The organism is Microbacterium enclense, from assembly GCA_038182865.1.
GTDB lineage: Bacteria > Actinomycetota > Actinomycetes > Actinomycetales > Microbacteriaceae > Microbacterium > Microbacterium enclense_B.
In genome coordinates this window covers 2,682,158-2,697,812 of sequence record CP116226.1, presented here as the reverse complement: position 1 = coordinate 2,697,812, position 15,655 = coordinate 2,682,158, and the positions used below count along the sequence as shown (strand labels likewise).

Below are 15,655 nucleotides of genomic sequence, written 5' to 3'. Positions count from 1 at the left end.
GTCGTTCCCGACCGGATCCGGATGCCGTGCACCGGAGCCGTGACGGAGATATCGGTCGCGAAGGGGTCAGTTCCGGGGCGAGAGCAGGTACGCGTTCAGCTCGTCGGTGAGGACGCGGTCCACGGTCTTGGCCACACCGTCGACCGCCGAGATCGGCGCGGCCAGTCGCACGCTCGACAGCAACCACGCGGCATCCGCGCTCGCCAGGTCGCTCAGGAGCACGGCCTCGTACGCGGTCGTGAAGCCGCGCGCCTCGAGATGGGCGAAGAGGCTCAGCTGGGTCGTGCCGTGCAGGATGCCGGCGTTCGGTGTCGGGGTGACGAACCGATCCCCGAGGCGAAGGACGACGGATGCCGTGGGCGCCTCGAGCACGTATCCGTCACTCGTGACGAAGACAGCGTCGTCGGCGCCGCGTCGCTTGGCCTCGCGGATCGCGGCCATGTTCATCGCATACGACAGCGTTTTGGCGCCGAGAAGCAGCCACGCCGCGCGGCCCGGCACGTCGCGGGCGTACCCCCGGTCGAGGGTCGCGACGCGCACTCCCTCTGAGCGCGCTCGGGTGTTGTCGGGCGCGTCGGCGAGGGTGATCCACGCGGTGGGTGTCGGACCGTCTTCCACGCCGCGGCTGAGGATGAGCTTGATGACGCTCTCCCCCGGCGGGGCCTCGGCGGCGACGCGGTCGATCGCCGCGCGCCACTGGTCGGGATTCGGCGTCGGCAGGTCGCACAGCTGGGCAGAATGGGCGAGACGCTGCAGGTGGGGCCCCACCTCCTGTGCGTGAGCGTCGACGACCCCGATCGACTCGAAGATGCCGTCGCCACGCTGGGCGCTCAGCTCCCCGAGGGGGAGCACGGGACCGGCGGGATCGACGACCGTGAAAGTGTCGGCGTAGCTTTCTCGTCGATCATCGGATGCCACGGGGTCGATCACGAGCGAGAAGCGCACTGCCATGGATCGAGCCTACGCCCGGCTTCTCGACACGCCCGGGTCTTGTCAACGGGGCCGTCGGAGGGAATGTCCGCAGCCGACGCTTGTTACACTTTTCATGCCGGGCCGCAGTAACCCCGGGCTCCATCTTCTGCCGCTTTGAGCGGCCATGCGCCGAGAGGCGTTCTGCGGTCCGGCACTTATCTTTTCTCCGGCCGTTCGCGCGCCTCGTCTCGCTCCTGCGCGCCGCTCCCTTTGCGGGACGCCTTGTCCGCGGGGGCGGTCTCGACCTCGCGCGCAACCTCACGCCGCGCGGTCGTCCCCCACTCCGTCGAGTGCGCGGCGCCCGCGCCGCTTCAGGTCAGTGCGTCGCGGCGCCAGAGCGCGGCGGCGGCGGCGAGGTCTTCCGCATACGTCGACAGCCGCAACGCCCGGGTGGTGAGAGCTGAGGCCCGGTCGGACTCGGTGTTCTCGTAATCGTCGGCCAGGTGCGTGGACCCCGATGCCTGCACGCGACAGAACGCGGCCGCGCGGTCCAAGGCCACGGCGAAGTCCCCCTCGAACAGTCCGCGCAGGATCGTGTCGATCACCTGCACGAGTTCCTCGGGACCCGCCGGAGCCGGGGCGCCGACCACGACGGGATCGACCGTCGCCATCTGTACGCGGCCGCGTTCGTACAACAGCGCCGCGGTCGGGGCGTCGTCGTGGATCATCAACTGCAGCAGGTAAAGGCGCCAGAGGGCGCCGGGCAGCGATCGGGCGGGAGAGCGCGACCACAGCTCGGCGATGTCGTCGATCCCATGGTCGTCGGTGAAGGCCACGAGACGCTCGACGACGTCGACGCTCGGGTCGGCGCGCACGCGCGAGAGCAAGGCATGGGCGGTGCTGTGCGCGACGCGCGACACCTCGGCAGGGTCATCGGCGGCGAACAGGCGGTCGAAGAGCTCGGCGGGACGTCGGATCGGCTTGTGGAACTCGCGCGGCGAATCGCTCATCATTCCAGGCTAGGCGGTCCGCTCGCGGACGGGGCCTGGTCCCTTCGACGGGCTCAGAGACCTCTCACCGACTCAGGGATGGGCCCCGGTCCTTTCGACAGGCTCAGGCTCCTCATCCAGGGGCCGGGCCTGTCCCCTCGACGGGCTCAGGGACCCCTCGAGCTGGGGACACCTCTCGGCCGGGTGAGGGCGGAGGTTCTCAGGCGGTCGCGACCGCGACCACGGGAGCTGAGCTGGGGGTGCCATCGGGCGAGCCCCCCGCGGGCTCGACCGTCACCGCGATGATGTCTCCCGAGTGGAACTCCCCGTCGAGGATCGCGGTCGCGCGGCCCTCGGCATCCGTGTCGAAGATCCCCGCGGCGATCGGCGTCTCACCGCGCACGAACCAGAGCTCGTAGGTCTGATCGTCACTGAGGGCGGGCATGCCGTCGGTCACGAGGACGCTCTGACCGGTCGAAGCCGACCAGTGCGCGGTCGCCGAGCCGCCGTCAGGCATCGACACCGAGGCCGATTGGGCATCGGGGGCCTTCTCGATCTGCTCGAGGGCAACGACCGCAGCGGGCCGCGTGAGGTACTGCCCCACCGAGACGGCACCGAATCCGAGAACGAGCACGGCGACGATGGATGCCGCGAGCGTGAACCACCGTCGAGGACCCCAGACCATGGCGCGTGGCGCGGCCAGCGGAACATCCGCGACCGGGAGAGAACCGGCGGCGGCGTAATCCTCGTCGTCGGGCGCGTCCGGCTCGGGGGTGTGCTGCGGGACGTCCGCGATGCGGGCCATCAACGAGGCGCGCACCGAAGCCGGCGGCTCGACGGACTCGACGACACCGCTCAGGGCGGCGACCGCGTCGGCCGCGTCGCGCACGTGCGTCTCCCAATGGGGATTGCTCGCAAGCGCCTCCTGGTACGCGCGTTCATCAGCCTCCGATAGCGCGTTCAGCGCGTGACCGGCTGCGAGGTCGGCGAAATCCCTCTCGTTCACTTGTCCACCCCCATCTCCATCCTCAAGCGTGACAGACCGTCGCGCATCCTCGTCTTGATCGTTCCGAGGGGCGCCCCGACGAGAGTAGCGATCTCACTTTGGCTGTATCCACCGAAGTAGGCCAACGTGAGGGCTTCTTTCTGCGCTTCGGGGAGCGCCGCCAGTGCATCGACGACGCGTCGTCCCTCGATCTTCATCTCGACTTTTTCAGAGACGTTGTCATAGGCAACGTCCATATCGCGGAATCCTGCGCGCACATCACGATCGACACTGGATTGCGAGGACCGCACGCGGTCCACCGCTCGCCGGTGTGCGATCGTGAGGACCCACGATCTTCCCTGTCCTCTTTTCGGAGTGAACCGCTCAGCGGATTGCCACACCTCGAGGAAGACTTCCTGGAGGACCTCTTCGCTCTGCGACCGATCGACGAGCACGCGAACGATGAGACCGAACGCGCGGGCCGACAGCGCGTCGTACAACTCGGCGAACGCCTCCCGGTCTCCCGTGGCAACGCGTTGGATCAGATCGCCCACGTGGTCGACGCGATCTGACCCTTCCTCGGGCAGGTCGAATCCATCGATCACCATGGCATCCATCATCGCCTACGTCGAAACCCCCACCCCGTCCTTTGCCCGCGCGTCGAGACATCGGGTAGCGAACCGTTACGAACGCTCCCCGGCGCCAGATTCCACTCACCCGGAAAATATTCTCCAGAATGTTTCCTGCCGCGTGACCTGGCATTTTTCATCCTGGGCACAGCGCTTTGACGGTGGATTCCGCGTTCTCGCCAATCCGTTCCCGAGGGAGCCCCGAAGACCTCGTGTAAGCCGCTCCACGGCGAACCACCCCTCGCACCGGGGTGTCCCTGACGGATCGCACCCGCGGTTCGAACGATTTCGGAGGAATGTCATGCTCACCAACAAGAAGCCCGTCGTCGCCGGTCTCGCCCTCGTTCTGGGCTCGGCCTTCGCTCTCACCGCATGTTCGGGTGGCACCACCTCGGGCGGCTCGACCGCTGAGGAGTCCAGCAGCGCCCCCTCGATGGCGGCGTCGCCCTCGGCCTCCTCGTCGATGATGGACCCGGCCGCCAACCTCGTGGGCCCCGGTTGCGCCGACTACGCCGCCGCCGTCCCCTCCGGTGATGGCTCCGTCGCCGGCATGGCCGCCGACCCGGTCGCCGTCGCCGCCTCGAACAACCCGCTGCTGAAGACGCTCACCGCAGCCGTGAGCGGTCAGCTCAACCCCGACGTCAACCTGGTCGACACCCTCAACGGTGGACAGTTCACCGTCTTCGCTCCGGTCGACGACGCGTTCGCCAAGCTCCCCGCCGATGCCGTTGAGGGCCTCAAGACCGACAGCGCCAGCCTGACCAAGATCCTCACGTACCACGTGGTCCCCGGCCAGATCGCTCCCGACGAGATCGACGGCACGCACGCCACGGTCGAGGGCCAGGACGTCACGGTCGCCGGCTCGGGCGACTCGATCACGGTCAACGGCACCGCCAACGTCATCTGCGGTGGCGTTCAGACCGCCAACGCCACGGTGTACCTCATCGACTCGGTGCTGATGCCCCCGGCGTAAGTCCTCGAGTGCGCGGTCACCGCGCATCCGACCGGTCGATGATCGACCGGACCTGACGGCGAGAGCCGGACCCCAGGCGAGGGGGTCCGGCTCTCGCTCTTTTGCGTCGCCTCAGTTCCCGTCGACCGCCTGCTCCATCTCGTCCTGTACGAGCCGCGCGGCGACGGGGCCTGCGTTCGTGAACCACGGGTCGTAGTCGACGGCCTGAGCACGACCGTCGGTGACCGCGCCGAGCGTCGACCACAACGGCGCGTCCTCGATGAAGGCGAGGCCCCCGCCGATCCCGGCGTAGAACACCCGATCGGCATCCGCGAGGTCGATCTGCTCCGCACTGATGTCCTGCGAGGTGTCATCGAACTGCTGAGATGCCGGGCGACCGAGCCCCAGGTCTTCGGCGATGCCGCCCGCGAACGACGGCACACCCATGATCCGCGTCCGGTCTCCCGTGGATTGCAGGAACGACACGGTCGGCTCCCCCGCCGCGTGCGTCTGAGAAAACGCCGCGCTGTCGGCGTGGAGAGAATCCAGGATGCCGCGAGCAGCCCCCTCATCGCCGAGCGCGTCCGCGATCAGGAGGAAGTCGCTCTTCCAGTTCACGCCGTTGCCCTTGGTGAGCACCGTCGGGGCGATGGCGGAGAGGGCGTCGTACAGCTCGGTTCCGCGCGTGGAGTTGATGAGGATGAGGTCGGGGTCGGCCTGCGCGATCGCCTCGAGATCGGGTTCGGTGCGGGTGCCGATGTCGGCCATCGCCCCCAGCGCGGATGCCTCACCGGGGAACGCATCGCTCAGGTACTGGGGAACGAGGCCGCTGTTCTCCGCCCGGGTGGCGGCCACGGGCACGACGTCGAGAGCCAGCAGAGCATCGAGCTGGCCGGTGGAGACGACGACGACGCGGGTCGGCTTCGCGGGGATCTCGGTGACGCCCCCGAAGTGGGTCACGTCGCGCGGGAAGACCCCGTCGGCGTCGTCGGAGCCCATGCCGGGCTCGAGGTCGCGGGACACCACCCAATCGCCGCTCGCGCCGGCTTCGGCATCGACGGTCGATGTGGGAGCCGCGGAGCCCGCGCAGCCCGTGAGAGCGAGAAGGAGGGCAGCACCGAGGGCGACGGCCGCACCGCGAGGACGAGAAAGGGCGCGAGGGGACGGAAAGCGAAAGACGTTCACATGGTTAGGATAACCTTACCTTCGTGCTCGACTCGTCCCCCGTCGCCTCAACGGCCGTCGCCGCACACCTCTCCTCCCGACGTCGCAGGGCTGCGCTCCGAGCGACCACTCTCACCCTCGCCCTGACCGCTGCCCTCGTCGGTCTCGTCATCCTCAGCCTGGCTGTCGGCTCGCGCGCTCTCGCTCCCGCCGACGTCGTGTCGGCGCTGTTCTCGGACCGACGGGATGCCGTGGGCGTCATCGTCCACGAGCTTCGCGTCCCGCGCACCCTGACAGCGCTCCTCGCCGGCTCCTGCCTGGGAGTGGCCGGTGTCCTGATGCAGGCGCTCACACGCAATCCGCTGGCCGACCCCGGACTCCTCGGCGTGAACGCGGGCGCCGCGGTGGGCGTGGTCGTCGCGATCGCCTTCTTCGGGGTCGGCACCGCGAGCGGGTACGTCTGGTTCGCGTTCGCGGGCGCCGCCGGCGCGGCCCTGCTCGTGAACACCGCCGCGCGACCCGATCGACGCGACGACACCGTCGGTCTGATCCTGGCGGGGGTGGCGCTCAGCGCCTGCCTCAGCGCCATCGTCGGCATCATCACGCTGGCCGACGACACCACCTTCGATTCCTTCCGGTTCTGGGCCGTCGGATCGTTCGAGCGGAGGGATGCCGACGTCGCCACGCAGCTTTTCCCGTTCGCCGTCACGGGGTTGGTGCTCGCCGTGCTCGTCGCGCGGGGCGTGGACCGCCTACAGCTCGGCAGCGACCTGGCGCGTTCCCTCGGGGTGTCCCCCGCACTGGTGACGATCGCGACGGGTGCCGCCATCACTCTCCTCTGCGCCACGGCGACGTCGGCGGCGGGTCCCCTCGCCTTCATCGGTCTACTCGTCGCGCACGGTGTCCGCGGCGCCGTCGGTCGCTCCGTTCCGGTCTCCTTGCCGCTCGCGACGGTCGGCGGCGCCGCGCTGACCCTCGCGAGCGACATCGTGGGGCGCGTGATCGCGATCCCCGGCGAAGTGGAGGCCGGAATCGTCGCCGCCTTCCTCGGTGCCCCCGTCCTCCTCTGGCTGATCCTGCGGAAACGAGCATGAGCACGTCCCTCTCGACTCGCGGACGACCCCGCTCGTCCCGACGTCGACGCACCGTCGTCGTCACCGCGATCACGCTCGCGATCGCGGTGCTCGCCGTCTTCATCGGCCTCACGACGGGGTCCTTCCACGCGTCGCTCGGCGAGGTGGCATCCGCGTTCACCGGCGGAGCCGACGGACGCACCACCGTCATCGTGATGGGCATGCGCGTGCCGCGCCTCGCCGCCGCGCTCCTGATCGGAGCGGCGCTCGGCATGGCCGGCGCGGTGTTCCAGACCCTCGCCCGCAATCCACTCGCCAGCCCCGACATCGTCGGGTTCAGCGCCGGGTCGGCCACCGGAGCGCTCATCGGCCTGACACTCATCAGTCCGCCGCCCTCCCCCGCCGTCGGCGCGTGGACGGGAGGCTTGCTCATGGTCGTCGTGGTCATGGCGATCGCCCGCAGTGCGGGCATCTCGCGCGAGCGCACGATTCTCGCGGGCATCGCACTGACGACCCTGCTGGCAGCCGTCAACGACTACCTGCTCACCCGCGCTCCGCTCGACGTCGCGCGAAACGCGGCGCAATGGCTGCACGGCAGCCTGTCTGCGACCTCAGCAAACGATGTCACGCTCCTCCTGGCATCCCTCGGCGTGCTCGGCTTCGTCTTGATCGCCGTCCACCGCGACTATCGAGCCCTCGAGCTCGACGACGACACCGCTCGTTCGCTCGGGGTGCGCACCGGACGGGTGCGCATGCTCCTCGTGATCGTCGCCGCTCTGTTGACAGGTACCGCCACGGCGGTCGCTGGCCCCATCGGCTTCATCGCCCTCGCCGCCCCGCAACTCGCCCACCGCGCGCTGGGGACGAGTGGCATCCCCATCGTGGGCTCGGCTCTGACCGGCGCCACCGTTCTGGTGGTGGCCGACGTGATCGCGCAGCGCGCCCTCTCACCCCTACAGATCCCGGTCGGCCTCGTCACCGCCGCGGTCGGCGGCGCCTACCTGTTCTGGATCGTCGCCCGCTCCCGCCGATGAGCGCGACGCGCCCGCCGCGCCCGCTAGGCTGGACGTCGAGGGCCTGTAGCTCAGTTGGCAGAGCATCGGACTTTTAATCCGCGGGTCGAGGGTTCGAGCCCCTCCGGGCCCACCACGTCAGCGTTACTCGAAATATCACCAAGAGCGATGTTTACGAGACTCGCTGCCTCGGCAGATACATCCCCGCCCCTGTTCTCAGGGGCGGTTTTCGTTGGGCTCTCGTACAACTCCCCCGCCGCTATCAGCATGTCGAACGGCTCGTTGAACTCGACGTCCGTGATCTCATCCGCGTATACGTAGATGCGCGAGAAGACCGCCTGATTCAGCATGCGCCGCTGCTCATCCGTCGCATTCGCATACAACTCGCCCGGGCGCTCGAGAAGCGACAGCGCCGCGTCCAGGTAGTCCACGACGACTGCCAACTTTTGCTCCGTCTTCTCGAGGCGTGCGCTCATCGCGGCTCGGTTTCGCAGGATGGCGTTCATCCGCTTCTGGATCGTCTCTCGTGGAAGCATGCCATCGGCGGCCAGGTCCAACAGGTTCTCTTCCTGCTGATCGAGCTTGCGCAGATTCTCCGTCAACTGCGCGTGCAGCGAGCGTGCCGCCGCCTGCCCCTTCTCGACAGTCTTACGGAGTCCCACACGAGCCGCAGCGATGAATCCCGGGCTCACCCGCAGCTGGTCCCAGTACCGTTCAACGGCGTCTTCGACACGGGCCATTTGCATGTACGGTGCGTCGCAAAGCTTGTCCTGACTCCGGCGACAGAAGAAGTAGTCGTACGTTCCGCCGCGCCCGTTCACGTGAGCCACGATGATCCGTCCGTGCGCATCATCTGTTGAGTGGCAGTTGCCGCAGTAGAGCGTGCTCTTCAAGTAGTGGTGATGAATGCGCTGCCGCTCGCCCGTGGCACGAACAGAGATGACTTCCTGAACACGGCCGAACAGATCTCCATCAACGAGCGGGTCATGGCGGCCGGGGTAGATGTTGCCCTTGAACCGCGTGAAGCCCAGATAGTACGGGTCTTGGAGGAGTCGAAGTAGCTGATTGTCGGAGAGCTGCTTGGACGGCCAGCGCGCCGAGGCGCGCGTCTTCAGCCCGCGAAGGTAAAGCTCATCTGAGAGCGCTGGGATGCTATACGCGCCCGTCGCGTACAGCTCAAACGCCAGCCTCACCAGATGAGCCCGGTCCGGGTCAGGCTTGACCACCCGAACCTCACGGTCTTGGATCCGCTCACCGGTGTTGATGTAACCGAGCGGCGCCATGAAGACGGTGCCGCCCTTCTTCGCCTTCTCGCCGAGCTTGTATGCGATGTCCGCGCCGTCCTCGGCCGAACGATACTGATTGAACGCGGAGAGGATGCCCTGCATGAGCTGGCCCACAGGACTTCCGTCGATGCTCTCTGTTGCTGAGACGAGCGTGACTCCCCGCTGCTGGAGCTGCATCATGGTGAACGCTTCGTCGTAGCGGTTCCGGTGGAGTCGCGAGAGTTTATAGACGATGACGTAGTCGACGTTGCGTTTCGCTCGAATCCGCTCAAGCATGTCCTGGAACTGCGGCCGCCCTGCGACGTCAGTACCAGAGAAGCCCGCGTCAACGTACTCATCGACGATCTGGAGCCCCATCTGCTCAGCCTTCTTCTCGCAGGCGAGGCGTTGGGCAGGGAGCGAGATTCCTTCTGGGTCGTAGTCAGTGTCGACTTGCTTCTTACTACTCACGCGGAGATAGATGACGGCGCGAGTCCTCTTGTCGTCAGGGTTGCCGTCGTGGGCCGGATCAGTAGCTTGCCGACCGCGAAGCACCTGTGGCGAATGAGCGAACTGCTCGACATCGATGACTGCCTGCCCGTCGCTCATTGACTCGACCACGGCTGGATGCGTTGACGAGTTGATGGTCATGGTTCCTCCTTTCTGCCCGCCTTCTGGGCGGACGTAGCTCCTTGATTTACGCTCACTTCACCTCTTAAGTCGAGATGTTTGGCGTTGTGCTTTTGTCTTCGTTGATCTGGGGAAAAATCGTGCTCGCTACTTGTTGAAGACGTGCCACCAGCCATCGAGGTGGACGATGTCGTAGGTGTCGAGGATCTGCTTATCGATGGCGGCGTGGTTCCAGGTGAGGTGGTCATCAGGGATGCCCTGCTCGCTCATCACCTTCTCCAGCGCATGCAGCCAGCCGAGTCCTTCGAGGACGTCGTGTCGGAACTGGGCAAAGTACTCCCAGGCATCGGCGTAGCTTTCGTGGAACCGGTCGATGATCTCCGGATCGGCCAGGTTGGTGTCGGCGAGCAGGAGGAAGGCGGCGAAAGCGGCACCGTTCTCCTTCACCCCTTGGAGGATGCGCAGCGCGTCGTCGGGGTCGCGCAGGGCGGACAGCGACCGTTCTACCGACGCCGCCGACTCGGGGCCGAAGCGGGCGTTGCCGTTGGAGTACGACGGCTCGCGTTCTGGCGGGGGCGGTAGTTCGGGGGTCATGGGTTCCTCCTCTCTTGGGTGTCTGTTGTTGATGCCGCGGAGCCGTCTGGGTCTGCCAGGACGCCCAGCAGCCCGTCCGAGGTGGTGCAGGCGAAGAGCCGGCCATCGAGGTCCGCAGTGGCGTGGATGGCGGCGCGCAGGCGGGCTGTGCGGGCGGCCGTGGGCAGGATCCAGAGCACACGCGGGAACACCCCGTGTTCGGCCTGCGCGCGGCCGGTGGCCTTGTAGGCGGCGTAGGTGCGGCACTTGGCGAGCAGCACGGGGATGCTTTCGGTGCCGAGGTCGATCTCGAGGTACCAGTGGTCGTCGTAGTCCGGGGTGGCAAGGTGGACGTAGAGGTCGGGCTTGAGGATCCCGGCCATGCCGGGCCTGGTGACGAAGGACCGCCAGGTGTCGGGCTCGAGGTCGACGCGCTCGACTTGGAACGCCCCGGTGCGGGCGTGCTGCATCAGGGCGACGTGGGTGTCGGTGACGGCCATAGTGTGCGCGAGGAAGGGTGTGGAGACGGAGGCGAAGCGTCGTCGCCTCGCACCTTCGGGTCGGGTGAGGCGTTCGCCGGCGGCGTCGAGGTACCAGATGGTGGCCGCAGAGCCGCGGGCGGTGCCGCCGACGCGTCGCTCGAGTCGGGCGATGAGCCGGTTGTGCATGAGCCGGTGCAGGACTCGGATGCAGGCGCGGGTTCCGGCGGTGAGGGTGGCGTGGTCGGCGAAGAAGACATCACGCAGGTGCGTGGTCGCGGCGTACCGGTGCCGGTTGAGGAACGTCAGGATCTCTTCGTCGCGGACAGACAGCTCCGTCCGCAGCACCACCAGCCGGGACGGTCCGGCACCTGTGCGGGGCAGGCGCATCGTCATGGGCGTCCCCTCTCTGGTTGCGAGCGATGCTGATGGCGTCGGGTGAGTTCGCGGGCGGCCTGCAACTCCGCCAGAGGCGGAGTAGTCCGCTCCCAACTGAGGCCAGGAGCCGCAGAAACACGCCGGAAAGCGGGCGTGGAAGTTTCAGCGATCGGACGGGCGAACGGACGAGCGACCGGACACCAGTCCCCTCTTCTCAGGCGAACGAGTTGGGTGGTCATGGACGGGCCTTTCGGCGACGTCCGATGGGCTCGACGTCACCCCCGTCACCCACTCCGTCACCCTCACGGGTGATGCCCACGTCACCCTGCTTCGAGGTTGGGACGGACGAGTCGGTCGCGGTCGGGTTTTGCCCCTCGACCTGGGATCCGTAGCGGAGGCGGCTCTCCGCGAGGACGGCGTCGGGGTCGGAGAGGGTGACGGGCGGCGGCAGCGTCACCGCAGAAAACCAGCCGGACTGCACCCCACCCGACATCAGGTCGACGTAGACGTGGTACGGCGGCAGCTTCATGACGTCCTCCGGCGTGAGCGCGGAGTGCTTCGTGACGGAGGCGGCGTCGACGGGGTCAGCTTGGAACTGGATCTTGTTCCGCGCGTTCGCGGCGATACCGGCGAGCAGGCTGGCGGGCATCTGGGCGCGGTGTTGGTGGGCCAAGCACCACGCGACATTCATCGACCGAGACTGCTCTAAAGCTTCACCGAGATCGGACTCGTGCTTCACGAACATCTGCGCCTCGTCGAGGTAGATCGAGACGGGGCTACGCTGCTCCTTCGGCACGCCTGCCCGGGCGAGGGTCAGCTGCCAGAGCTGGCTCACCAGCAGCGACCCGACCAGCTCGGCGGCGACGGGTCCGAGCAGGCCGCGGTTGAGGGGGACGACGAGGATGCGGGGCTTGTCGAACAGGTCGCGGAGGTTGAAGCGCGGCGTCGGCTGGTCGAGCAGGGCACGGATGGAGGGGCGGAGCAGAAACTGGCGGAGCCGGGTGAGGACGGGGCCGATCATGGCCGAGCGCGCTCCGGCGCTCATCGCGTCGTACTGCGCCCAGAACTCGCTGAGCGAGGGGTCGGTGAGGAACTTCGTGAAGCTGCGCCGGTACGGGTCCTCGGTAAGCAAGCGCGGAAGGTCCGCCAGCGTCGAACCCTCCTTCCCCGCGAGCGTCAGGAGCGACGCATGAACGGCGTCGCTCGTGCGCGGCCCGAACGCCGACGGGAAGAGGCTGCGGAAGACGGCCAGTAGCCGGTCAGCAACGAGGGGCGCTTGATCGCCTGCCCCGGCGAAGGGGTTCAGCCCGACTGGGTTGGGGCTGATCGGGTCGAGGACGACGACGTCGCCCGCGCGGGCCTCCGGGATGACGGTGAGGACATCCATGGCGAGGTCGCGCTTGGCGTCAATGACGACCACGCTGCGGCCTGCGGCGATGTCGGCGGCGATGAGGTTAAGGAGCACTGTGCTCTTACCAACTCCATTTGGTCCCATGACGTGGGTGTGGCGGACAGCGTCCTTCACCGAGATCCCCACAGGCCGACTCGGGCCGGGTGCGCTGGTGCGCGCGAACACCCGCTCCCCGCTCGACTTGTAGCCCGTAGGCGGCGCGACCAGCCGCGGGTAGATCGGCGGCATGCCAGGGAGAGCAGTTTCGCCGGTCGGCCAGCCGACGAGGCAAAGCGCTTCGGCGGCGGTAAGACGCAGCGGCTTCTTCGCCGGGATAACGGCCTCGTCGACGAGTTCGGGGCGGTCAGAGACGAGGTCGATGCGGGTGGAGCCGGTCTGGAGTTGGCGGAGGGCTGCGAGGACGGCGTGGACGAGGAGACGGCGGCGGACGGGGCTCGCGGCGGTGACGCCGATGCGGATGGTGGCGCGGAACCGGTACTGGGCGAGCTTGTCGCGCAGGTCCGCCCGGATCTCGAGCGGCGCGGCACGGGTGCCTTTCGTGATGAGGTCGAACAGGCTGAGGTTGGGATCCGGTGTCGAGGCCGGCAAGGGCTGGGGCGGGACGCTGGCACCGAGGATGACCTGTAGCACCAATACATCCCCCTTCCCCACCGCGCCGGACAGAGCGGCGTACAGGGCGCGGAGGGCAGCACCGTTCGTGTCGAGGCTGAGGCCGAGGTTCCGCTGGCGGATGCGCACGCGCCCGGCCCGCTCCACCGGCTCGCGGCCCTCGTCGAGATCCGTGACAGTGACCCCTGGAAGGAGTCGGCGCAGGCTGCTGCTGATGCCCGAGAGCGTGGTGCGGTGTCCGCCCATAAGGTGTCGAATGGTGCCGCCCTCGGCGCGGGCTTCGAACACGACCGGCCCACGGGACTCGTCGGCAGCGAGCGTCTCAAGGAATCCGAGGGCACTGACCGCGTCGAAGGGGCGCGGCCAGTGCAGCTGACGCCAGGAGTCACTCATCGGCGTCCCCATTGACCTCAGTGTCCACCGACGAGATGTCGCCGCCGTCGATCTTGGTGCCCGACGTCGCCGTGGTATCGGTCGTGTCGGTGAGGTTGGTGCGGCGCGTGGCTTCTTCCATGGCGGCGTGCTCGAGGAGGGCGCGGGCGAGCTTGTCGTAGTCCGGGTGCTCGCGGCGTTCGCCGCGGACGCGGATGCGGTACTCGCGGCGGGGACGACCCCGCCCCCGCTTCGGCGAGGATGAGCGGCTCATCGGCGGACCTCCTTCACCAGCGGTCGCGGCGCACGCGCAGCCACCACACCAGCCCGCCCGTGACCAGGACGACGGCGAGGATGACGAGCAACCACACCCACACCTGCTGGATGAGCCAGACGGCTCCGGAGAGCAGCACGGCGACGAGGAATACGGTCCAGGCGAAGGCCTTCGCGGCCTCCAGCGGGCCACGGTCGGAAGAGGACATGAAGCACTCCAGTCAGATGGTCGAAGAGGCGGGTGAAGAACGGGGCGAGGTGGCTAGGCATCGGTGGCCTCCTCGTCGATGACGACGGCGGTGTTGCTCGAGACCTTCGTCGTGATGTCGCTGGGCACGGGGTAGCCCGGGATCGAGATGTCGGAGGCGACCTGGTTGCCCCAGACGTCCCAGCCCGGCATCGGGCGTCGGGCAAAAAGCTCAAGGTAGGGACCGGGGCTGAGACGCTGGATCATGACGTGGCACTCCTCCGGCTTGTGGGAGTGGTCCTGGCGGGGCAGCATCGCGAACGACCGCTGCCCGCGGAACTTCACCGGCAGCTGCCCCTTCACGCCCAGCAGCAGCGTCTCGTGCGCGTGGCGGAAGTACTGGCCCAGGCCCATCTGGTCCTTGCCCCAGACGAACTCGTCCTTGAACTCGAACCCCCAGCCGCGCATGATGTCCTCCGCGATGTAGCGGGTAGCCGGGTAGCACCAGAGGTAGAGGTGGGCGTTGTCGGCGGCGAGGTCGCCGACCGGCATCGCCTTGATGCGCTCGAGGGTCATCAAGCTGTAGTGGTGCTCCGCGCCGTACTTTCCCTGCTGGCCGGTCGGCCAGGGCGGGTCGACGAGAATCGCCTTGTACTTGGCCAGGCAGTCCGGGGTCCCCGCGGCGGTGCCGTCGGTGTCCGTCGACGCGGGCGTGGTGTTGGTGTTGGTGGTGTGCATGAGAATGTGCTCCTTCCCGCAGCGGTCTTAACCCGCTGGGAATGACGGCCGAGTATGAGGGGCCGTGCGGGGCTGCCCCCTGGTTATGCGCTCTCAGCTGCGTTTCAGCAACCGTCCGATCGCGCCAGACGACAGCCCCCTCGACGGGCCGTCAGGGGTGAGGGTGTGGATAACCGTGAGCGTGTTGCACAAAGCACACGCCCTCATCCACAGGAAGAGGACGCCGCCCGCACCGTGAGTCGGTGCGGGCGGCGAGAGGAGGAAGGCCGGGGCGGTGCAATCCACGCACACGTTTGTGATGTCGCCGCCCCGACCGGCCATGGGGATCTACTCCTTCGGCACCTCGCCGCGGGCCAGGAACGACTCGCGGATGAGGGCCTTGCGGGCTTCCAGCGCGTCGCCGTTTAGGGCGGCGGCGAGCTGGAGGATCGTCTGGCGGAATTCGGCCTGAGTACGGTCGAGCTCCGCCTCGATACGGGCGCGCTTGCGATCCTGGCGGCGGCGGAACCAGTCCTCCACGGAGCCGAGGACGCCACGCTCGATCACGACCGCCACCGCGCACGCCCCGAGGACGACCGTGAGCCAGACACCAAACACAGCGAGGAGCGACACGGGATCACCAGCGCGTCAGCTTCGCGGCCGCGCCCATGGCGTAGGCGTCGACGATGTGCTTGTAGCGGGCTTCGCCGAGCGGGGCGACCTGGATGAGGTGCTGCTCCAGCGACGTCAGGGCACCGACGTTCTGCAGCATCGTGTGCGCGATGAAGCCGCGGGCCTGCTCGTGCACCTCGGCCACGATCGCCTGACCCTGCACGCGCTCCACCTCGCGGCTCGTCTGACGCTGCGCACCAGCGCCCATCCGAGCCAACCCGGTGGAGCTGAACGCGCCGCCGAGCGGTGCCAGCTCCTTCTTGTTATCGAACATGGTGTGTTCGTCCTTTCTCCTGAGACACTCCCGGCGAGTGTCGGTGAGATGACGGTAAGAGCGGACGTGGCCCGTAGCTGAAAGTGGGAATAAAGTAG

General features: G+C 67.9%; 17 protein-coding genes and 1 tRNA gene. 5 read left to right on the top strand and 13 right to left on the bottom strand.

The window, feature by feature from the left end:
- Window positions 1-66: 66 nt before the first annotated feature.
- The 4 genes from PIR02_12690 to sigK all read right to left on the bottom strand — a co-directional run bounded on the left by PIR02_12690 (window position 67) and on the right by sigK (window position 3,506).
- The gene (locus tag PIR02_12690; GenBank protein ID WZH35631.1) at window positions 67-951 is read right to left on the bottom strand and encodes an aminotransferase class IV; all 885 of its coding nucleotides are present in this window, start codon (window positions 949-951) and stop codon (window positions 67-69) included.
- 332 nt (window positions 952-1,283) lie between these two features.
- Window positions 1,284-1,922, bottom strand: a complete 639-nt coding sequence (locus PIR02_12685; protein WZH35630.1) for a DNA-directed RNA polymerase subunit beta — start codon at window positions 1,920-1,922, stop codon at window positions 1,284-1,286.
- A gap of 199 nt (window positions 1,923-2,121) precedes the next feature.
- Entirely contained in the window at window positions 2,122-2,907 is a 786-nt protein-coding gene (locus tag PIR02_12680) for an anti-sigma factor (protein ID WZH35629.1), read from the bottom strand.
- The gene (sigK, locus tag PIR02_12675) at window positions 2,904-3,506 is read right to left on the bottom strand and encodes an ECF RNA polymerase sigma factor SigK (protein WZH35628.1); all 603 of its coding nucleotides are present in this window, start codon (window positions 3,504-3,506) and stop codon (window positions 2,904-2,906) included. The genes PIR02_12680 and sigK overlap by 4 nt, the downstream gene beginning before the upstream one ends.
- Window positions 3,507-3,816: 310 nt before the next feature.
- Here sigK and PIR02_12670 point away from each other — a divergent pair, with 310 nt between their 5' ends.
- Window positions 3,817-4,488, top strand: a complete 672-nt coding sequence (locus PIR02_12670) for a fasciclin domain-containing protein (GenBank protein ID WZH35627.1) — start codon at window positions 3,817-3,819, stop codon at window positions 4,486-4,488.
- Between the two features lie 111 nt (window positions 4,489-4,599).
- On the opposite strand, the gene PIR02_12665 is transcribed toward PIR02_12670, so the two are convergent.
- Window positions 4,600-5,652 (bottom strand): iron-siderophore ABC transporter substrate-binding protein, encoded by a 1,053-nt coding sequence (locus PIR02_12665; GenBank protein WZH35626.1) that lies wholly within the window; start codon window positions 5,650-5,652, stop codon window positions 4,600-4,602.
- A 23-nt stretch (window positions 5,653-5,675) separates the two neighbouring features.
- Between PIR02_12665 and PIR02_12660 the strand changes: the two genes are divergently transcribed.
- The 4 genes from PIR02_12660 (at window position 5,676) to PIR02_12645 (ending at window position 8,778) form a co-directional block, all read left to right on the top strand.
- Window positions 5,676-6,725, top strand: a complete 1,050-nt coding sequence (locus tag PIR02_12660; GenBank protein ID WZH35625.1) for an iron ABC transporter permease — start codon at window positions 5,676-5,678, stop codon at window positions 6,723-6,725.
- A complete protein-coding gene (locus tag PIR02_12655) occupies window positions 6,722-7,738 on the top strand; it encodes an iron chelate uptake ABC transporter family permease subunit (GenBank protein ID WZH35624.1) in 1,017 nt (338 codons plus the stop codon). The genes PIR02_12660 and PIR02_12655 overlap by 4 nt, the downstream gene beginning before the upstream one ends.
- Window positions 7,739-7,777: 39 nt before the next feature.
- A tRNA-Lys gene (locus PIR02_12650) sits at window positions 7,778-7,853 on the top strand.
- A 724-nt stretch (window positions 7,854-8,577) separates the two neighbouring features.
- Window positions 8,578-8,778, top strand: a complete 201-nt coding sequence (locus PIR02_12645) for a hypothetical protein (protein WZH35623.1) — start codon at window positions 8,578-8,580, stop codon at window positions 8,776-8,778.
- 981 nt (window positions 8,779-9,759) lie between these two features.
- Here PIR02_12645 and PIR02_12640 read toward each other — a convergent pair.
- The 8 genes from PIR02_12640 to PIR02_12605 all read right to left on the bottom strand — a co-directional run bounded on the left by PIR02_12640 (window position 9,760) and on the right by PIR02_12605 (window position 15,557).
- Window positions 9,760-10,206: a hypothetical protein gene (locus PIR02_12640; protein ID WZH35622.1), complete on the bottom strand. Its 447-nt coding sequence runs from the start codon at window positions 10,204-10,206 to the stop codon at window positions 9,760-9,762.
- Entirely contained in the window at window positions 10,203-11,060 is an 858-nt protein-coding gene (locus PIR02_12635; GenBank protein ID WZH35621.1) for a replication-relaxation family protein, read from the bottom strand. Before PIR02_12635 ends, PIR02_12640 begins: the two co-directional genes overlap by 4 nt.
- Window positions 11,061-11,277: 217 nt before the next feature.
- Window positions 11,278-13,455 carry a type IV secretion system DNA-binding domain-containing protein gene (locus tag PIR02_12630; GenBank protein ID WZH35620.1) on the bottom strand — a complete coding sequence of 726 codons (2,178 nt, stop codon included), beginning with the start codon at window positions 13,453-13,455 and terminating at the stop codon, window positions 11,278-11,280.
- Window positions 13,448-13,708, bottom strand: a complete 261-nt coding sequence (locus tag PIR02_12625) for a hypothetical protein (GenBank protein ID WZH35619.1) — start codon at window positions 13,706-13,708, stop codon at window positions 13,448-13,450. The genes PIR02_12630 and PIR02_12625 overlap by 8 nt, the downstream gene beginning before the upstream one ends.
- 13 nt (window positions 13,709-13,721) lie before the next feature.
- The gene (locus PIR02_12620; GenBank protein WZH35618.1) at window positions 13,722-13,916 is read right to left on the bottom strand and encodes a hypothetical protein; all 195 of its coding nucleotides are present in this window, start codon (window positions 13,914-13,916) and stop codon (window positions 13,722-13,724) included.
- Window positions 13,917-13,969: 53 nt separating this feature from the next.
- On the bottom strand, window positions 13,970-14,632 hold the full coding sequence (locus tag PIR02_12615; protein WZH35617.1) for an MT-A70 family methyltransferase: 663 nt from the start codon (window positions 14,630-14,632) through the stop codon (window positions 13,970-13,972).
- A gap of 327 nt (window positions 14,633-14,959) precedes the next feature.
- Window positions 14,960-15,244, bottom strand: coding sequence for a hypothetical protein (locus tag PIR02_12610; protein WZH35616.1), 285 nt, complete (start codon window positions 15,242-15,244; stop codon window positions 14,960-14,962).
- A 4-nt stretch (window positions 15,245-15,248) separates the two neighbouring features.
- A complete protein-coding gene (locus PIR02_12605) occupies window positions 15,249-15,557 on the bottom strand; it encodes a hypothetical protein (protein ID WZH35615.1) in 309 nt (102 codons plus the stop codon).
- Window positions 15,558-15,655: the final 98 nt, after the last annotated feature.

Bases quoted from the DNA above. Each gene is read 5' to 3' on its own strand.
- PIR02_12615 (WZH35617.1), bottom strand. From the start codon at position 14,632: ATGCACACCACCAACACCAACACCACGCCCGCGTCGACGGACACCGAC.
- PIR02_12670 (WZH35627.1), top strand. From the start codon at position 3,817: ATGCTCACCAACAAGAAGCCCGTCGTCGCCGGTCTCGCCCTCGTTCTG.
- PIR02_12605 (WZH35615.1), bottom strand. From the start codon at position 15,557: ATGTTCGATAACAAGAAGGAGCTGGCACCGCTCGGCGGCGCGTTCAGC.
- sigK (WZH35628.1), bottom strand. From the start codon at position 3,506: ATGATGGATGCCATGGTGATCGATGGATTCGACCTGCCCGAGGAAGGG.
- PIR02_12635 (WZH35621.1), bottom strand. From the start codon at position 11,060: ATGACGATGCGCCTGCCCCGCACAGGTGCCGGACCGTCCCGGCTGGTG.
- PIR02_12620 (WZH35618.1), bottom strand. From the start codon at position 13,916: ATGTCCTCTTCCGACCGTGGCCCGCTGGAGGCCGCGAAGGCCTTCGCC.
- PIR02_12690 (WZH35631.1), bottom strand. From the start codon at position 951: ATGGCAGTGCGCTTCTCGCTCGTGATCGACCCCGTGGCATCCGATGAT.
- PIR02_12625 (WZH35619.1), bottom strand. From the start codon at position 13,708: ATGAGCCGCTCATCCTCGCCGAAGCGGGGGCGGGGTCGTCCCCGCCGC.
- PIR02_12655 (WZH35624.1), top strand. From the start codon at position 6,722: ATGAGCACGTCCCTCTCGACTCGCGGACGACCCCGCTCGTCCCGACGT.
- PIR02_12630 (WZH35620.1), bottom strand. From the start codon at position 13,455: ATGAGTGACTCCTGGCGTCAGCTGCACTGGCCGCGCCCCTTCGACGCG.
- PIR02_12640 (WZH35622.1), bottom strand. From the start codon at position 10,206: ATGACCCCCGAACTACCGCCCCCGCCAGAACGCGAGCCGTCGTACTCC.
- PIR02_12685 (WZH35630.1), bottom strand. From the start codon at position 1,922: ATGAGCGATTCGCCGCGCGAGTTCCACAAGCCGATCCGACGTCCCGCC.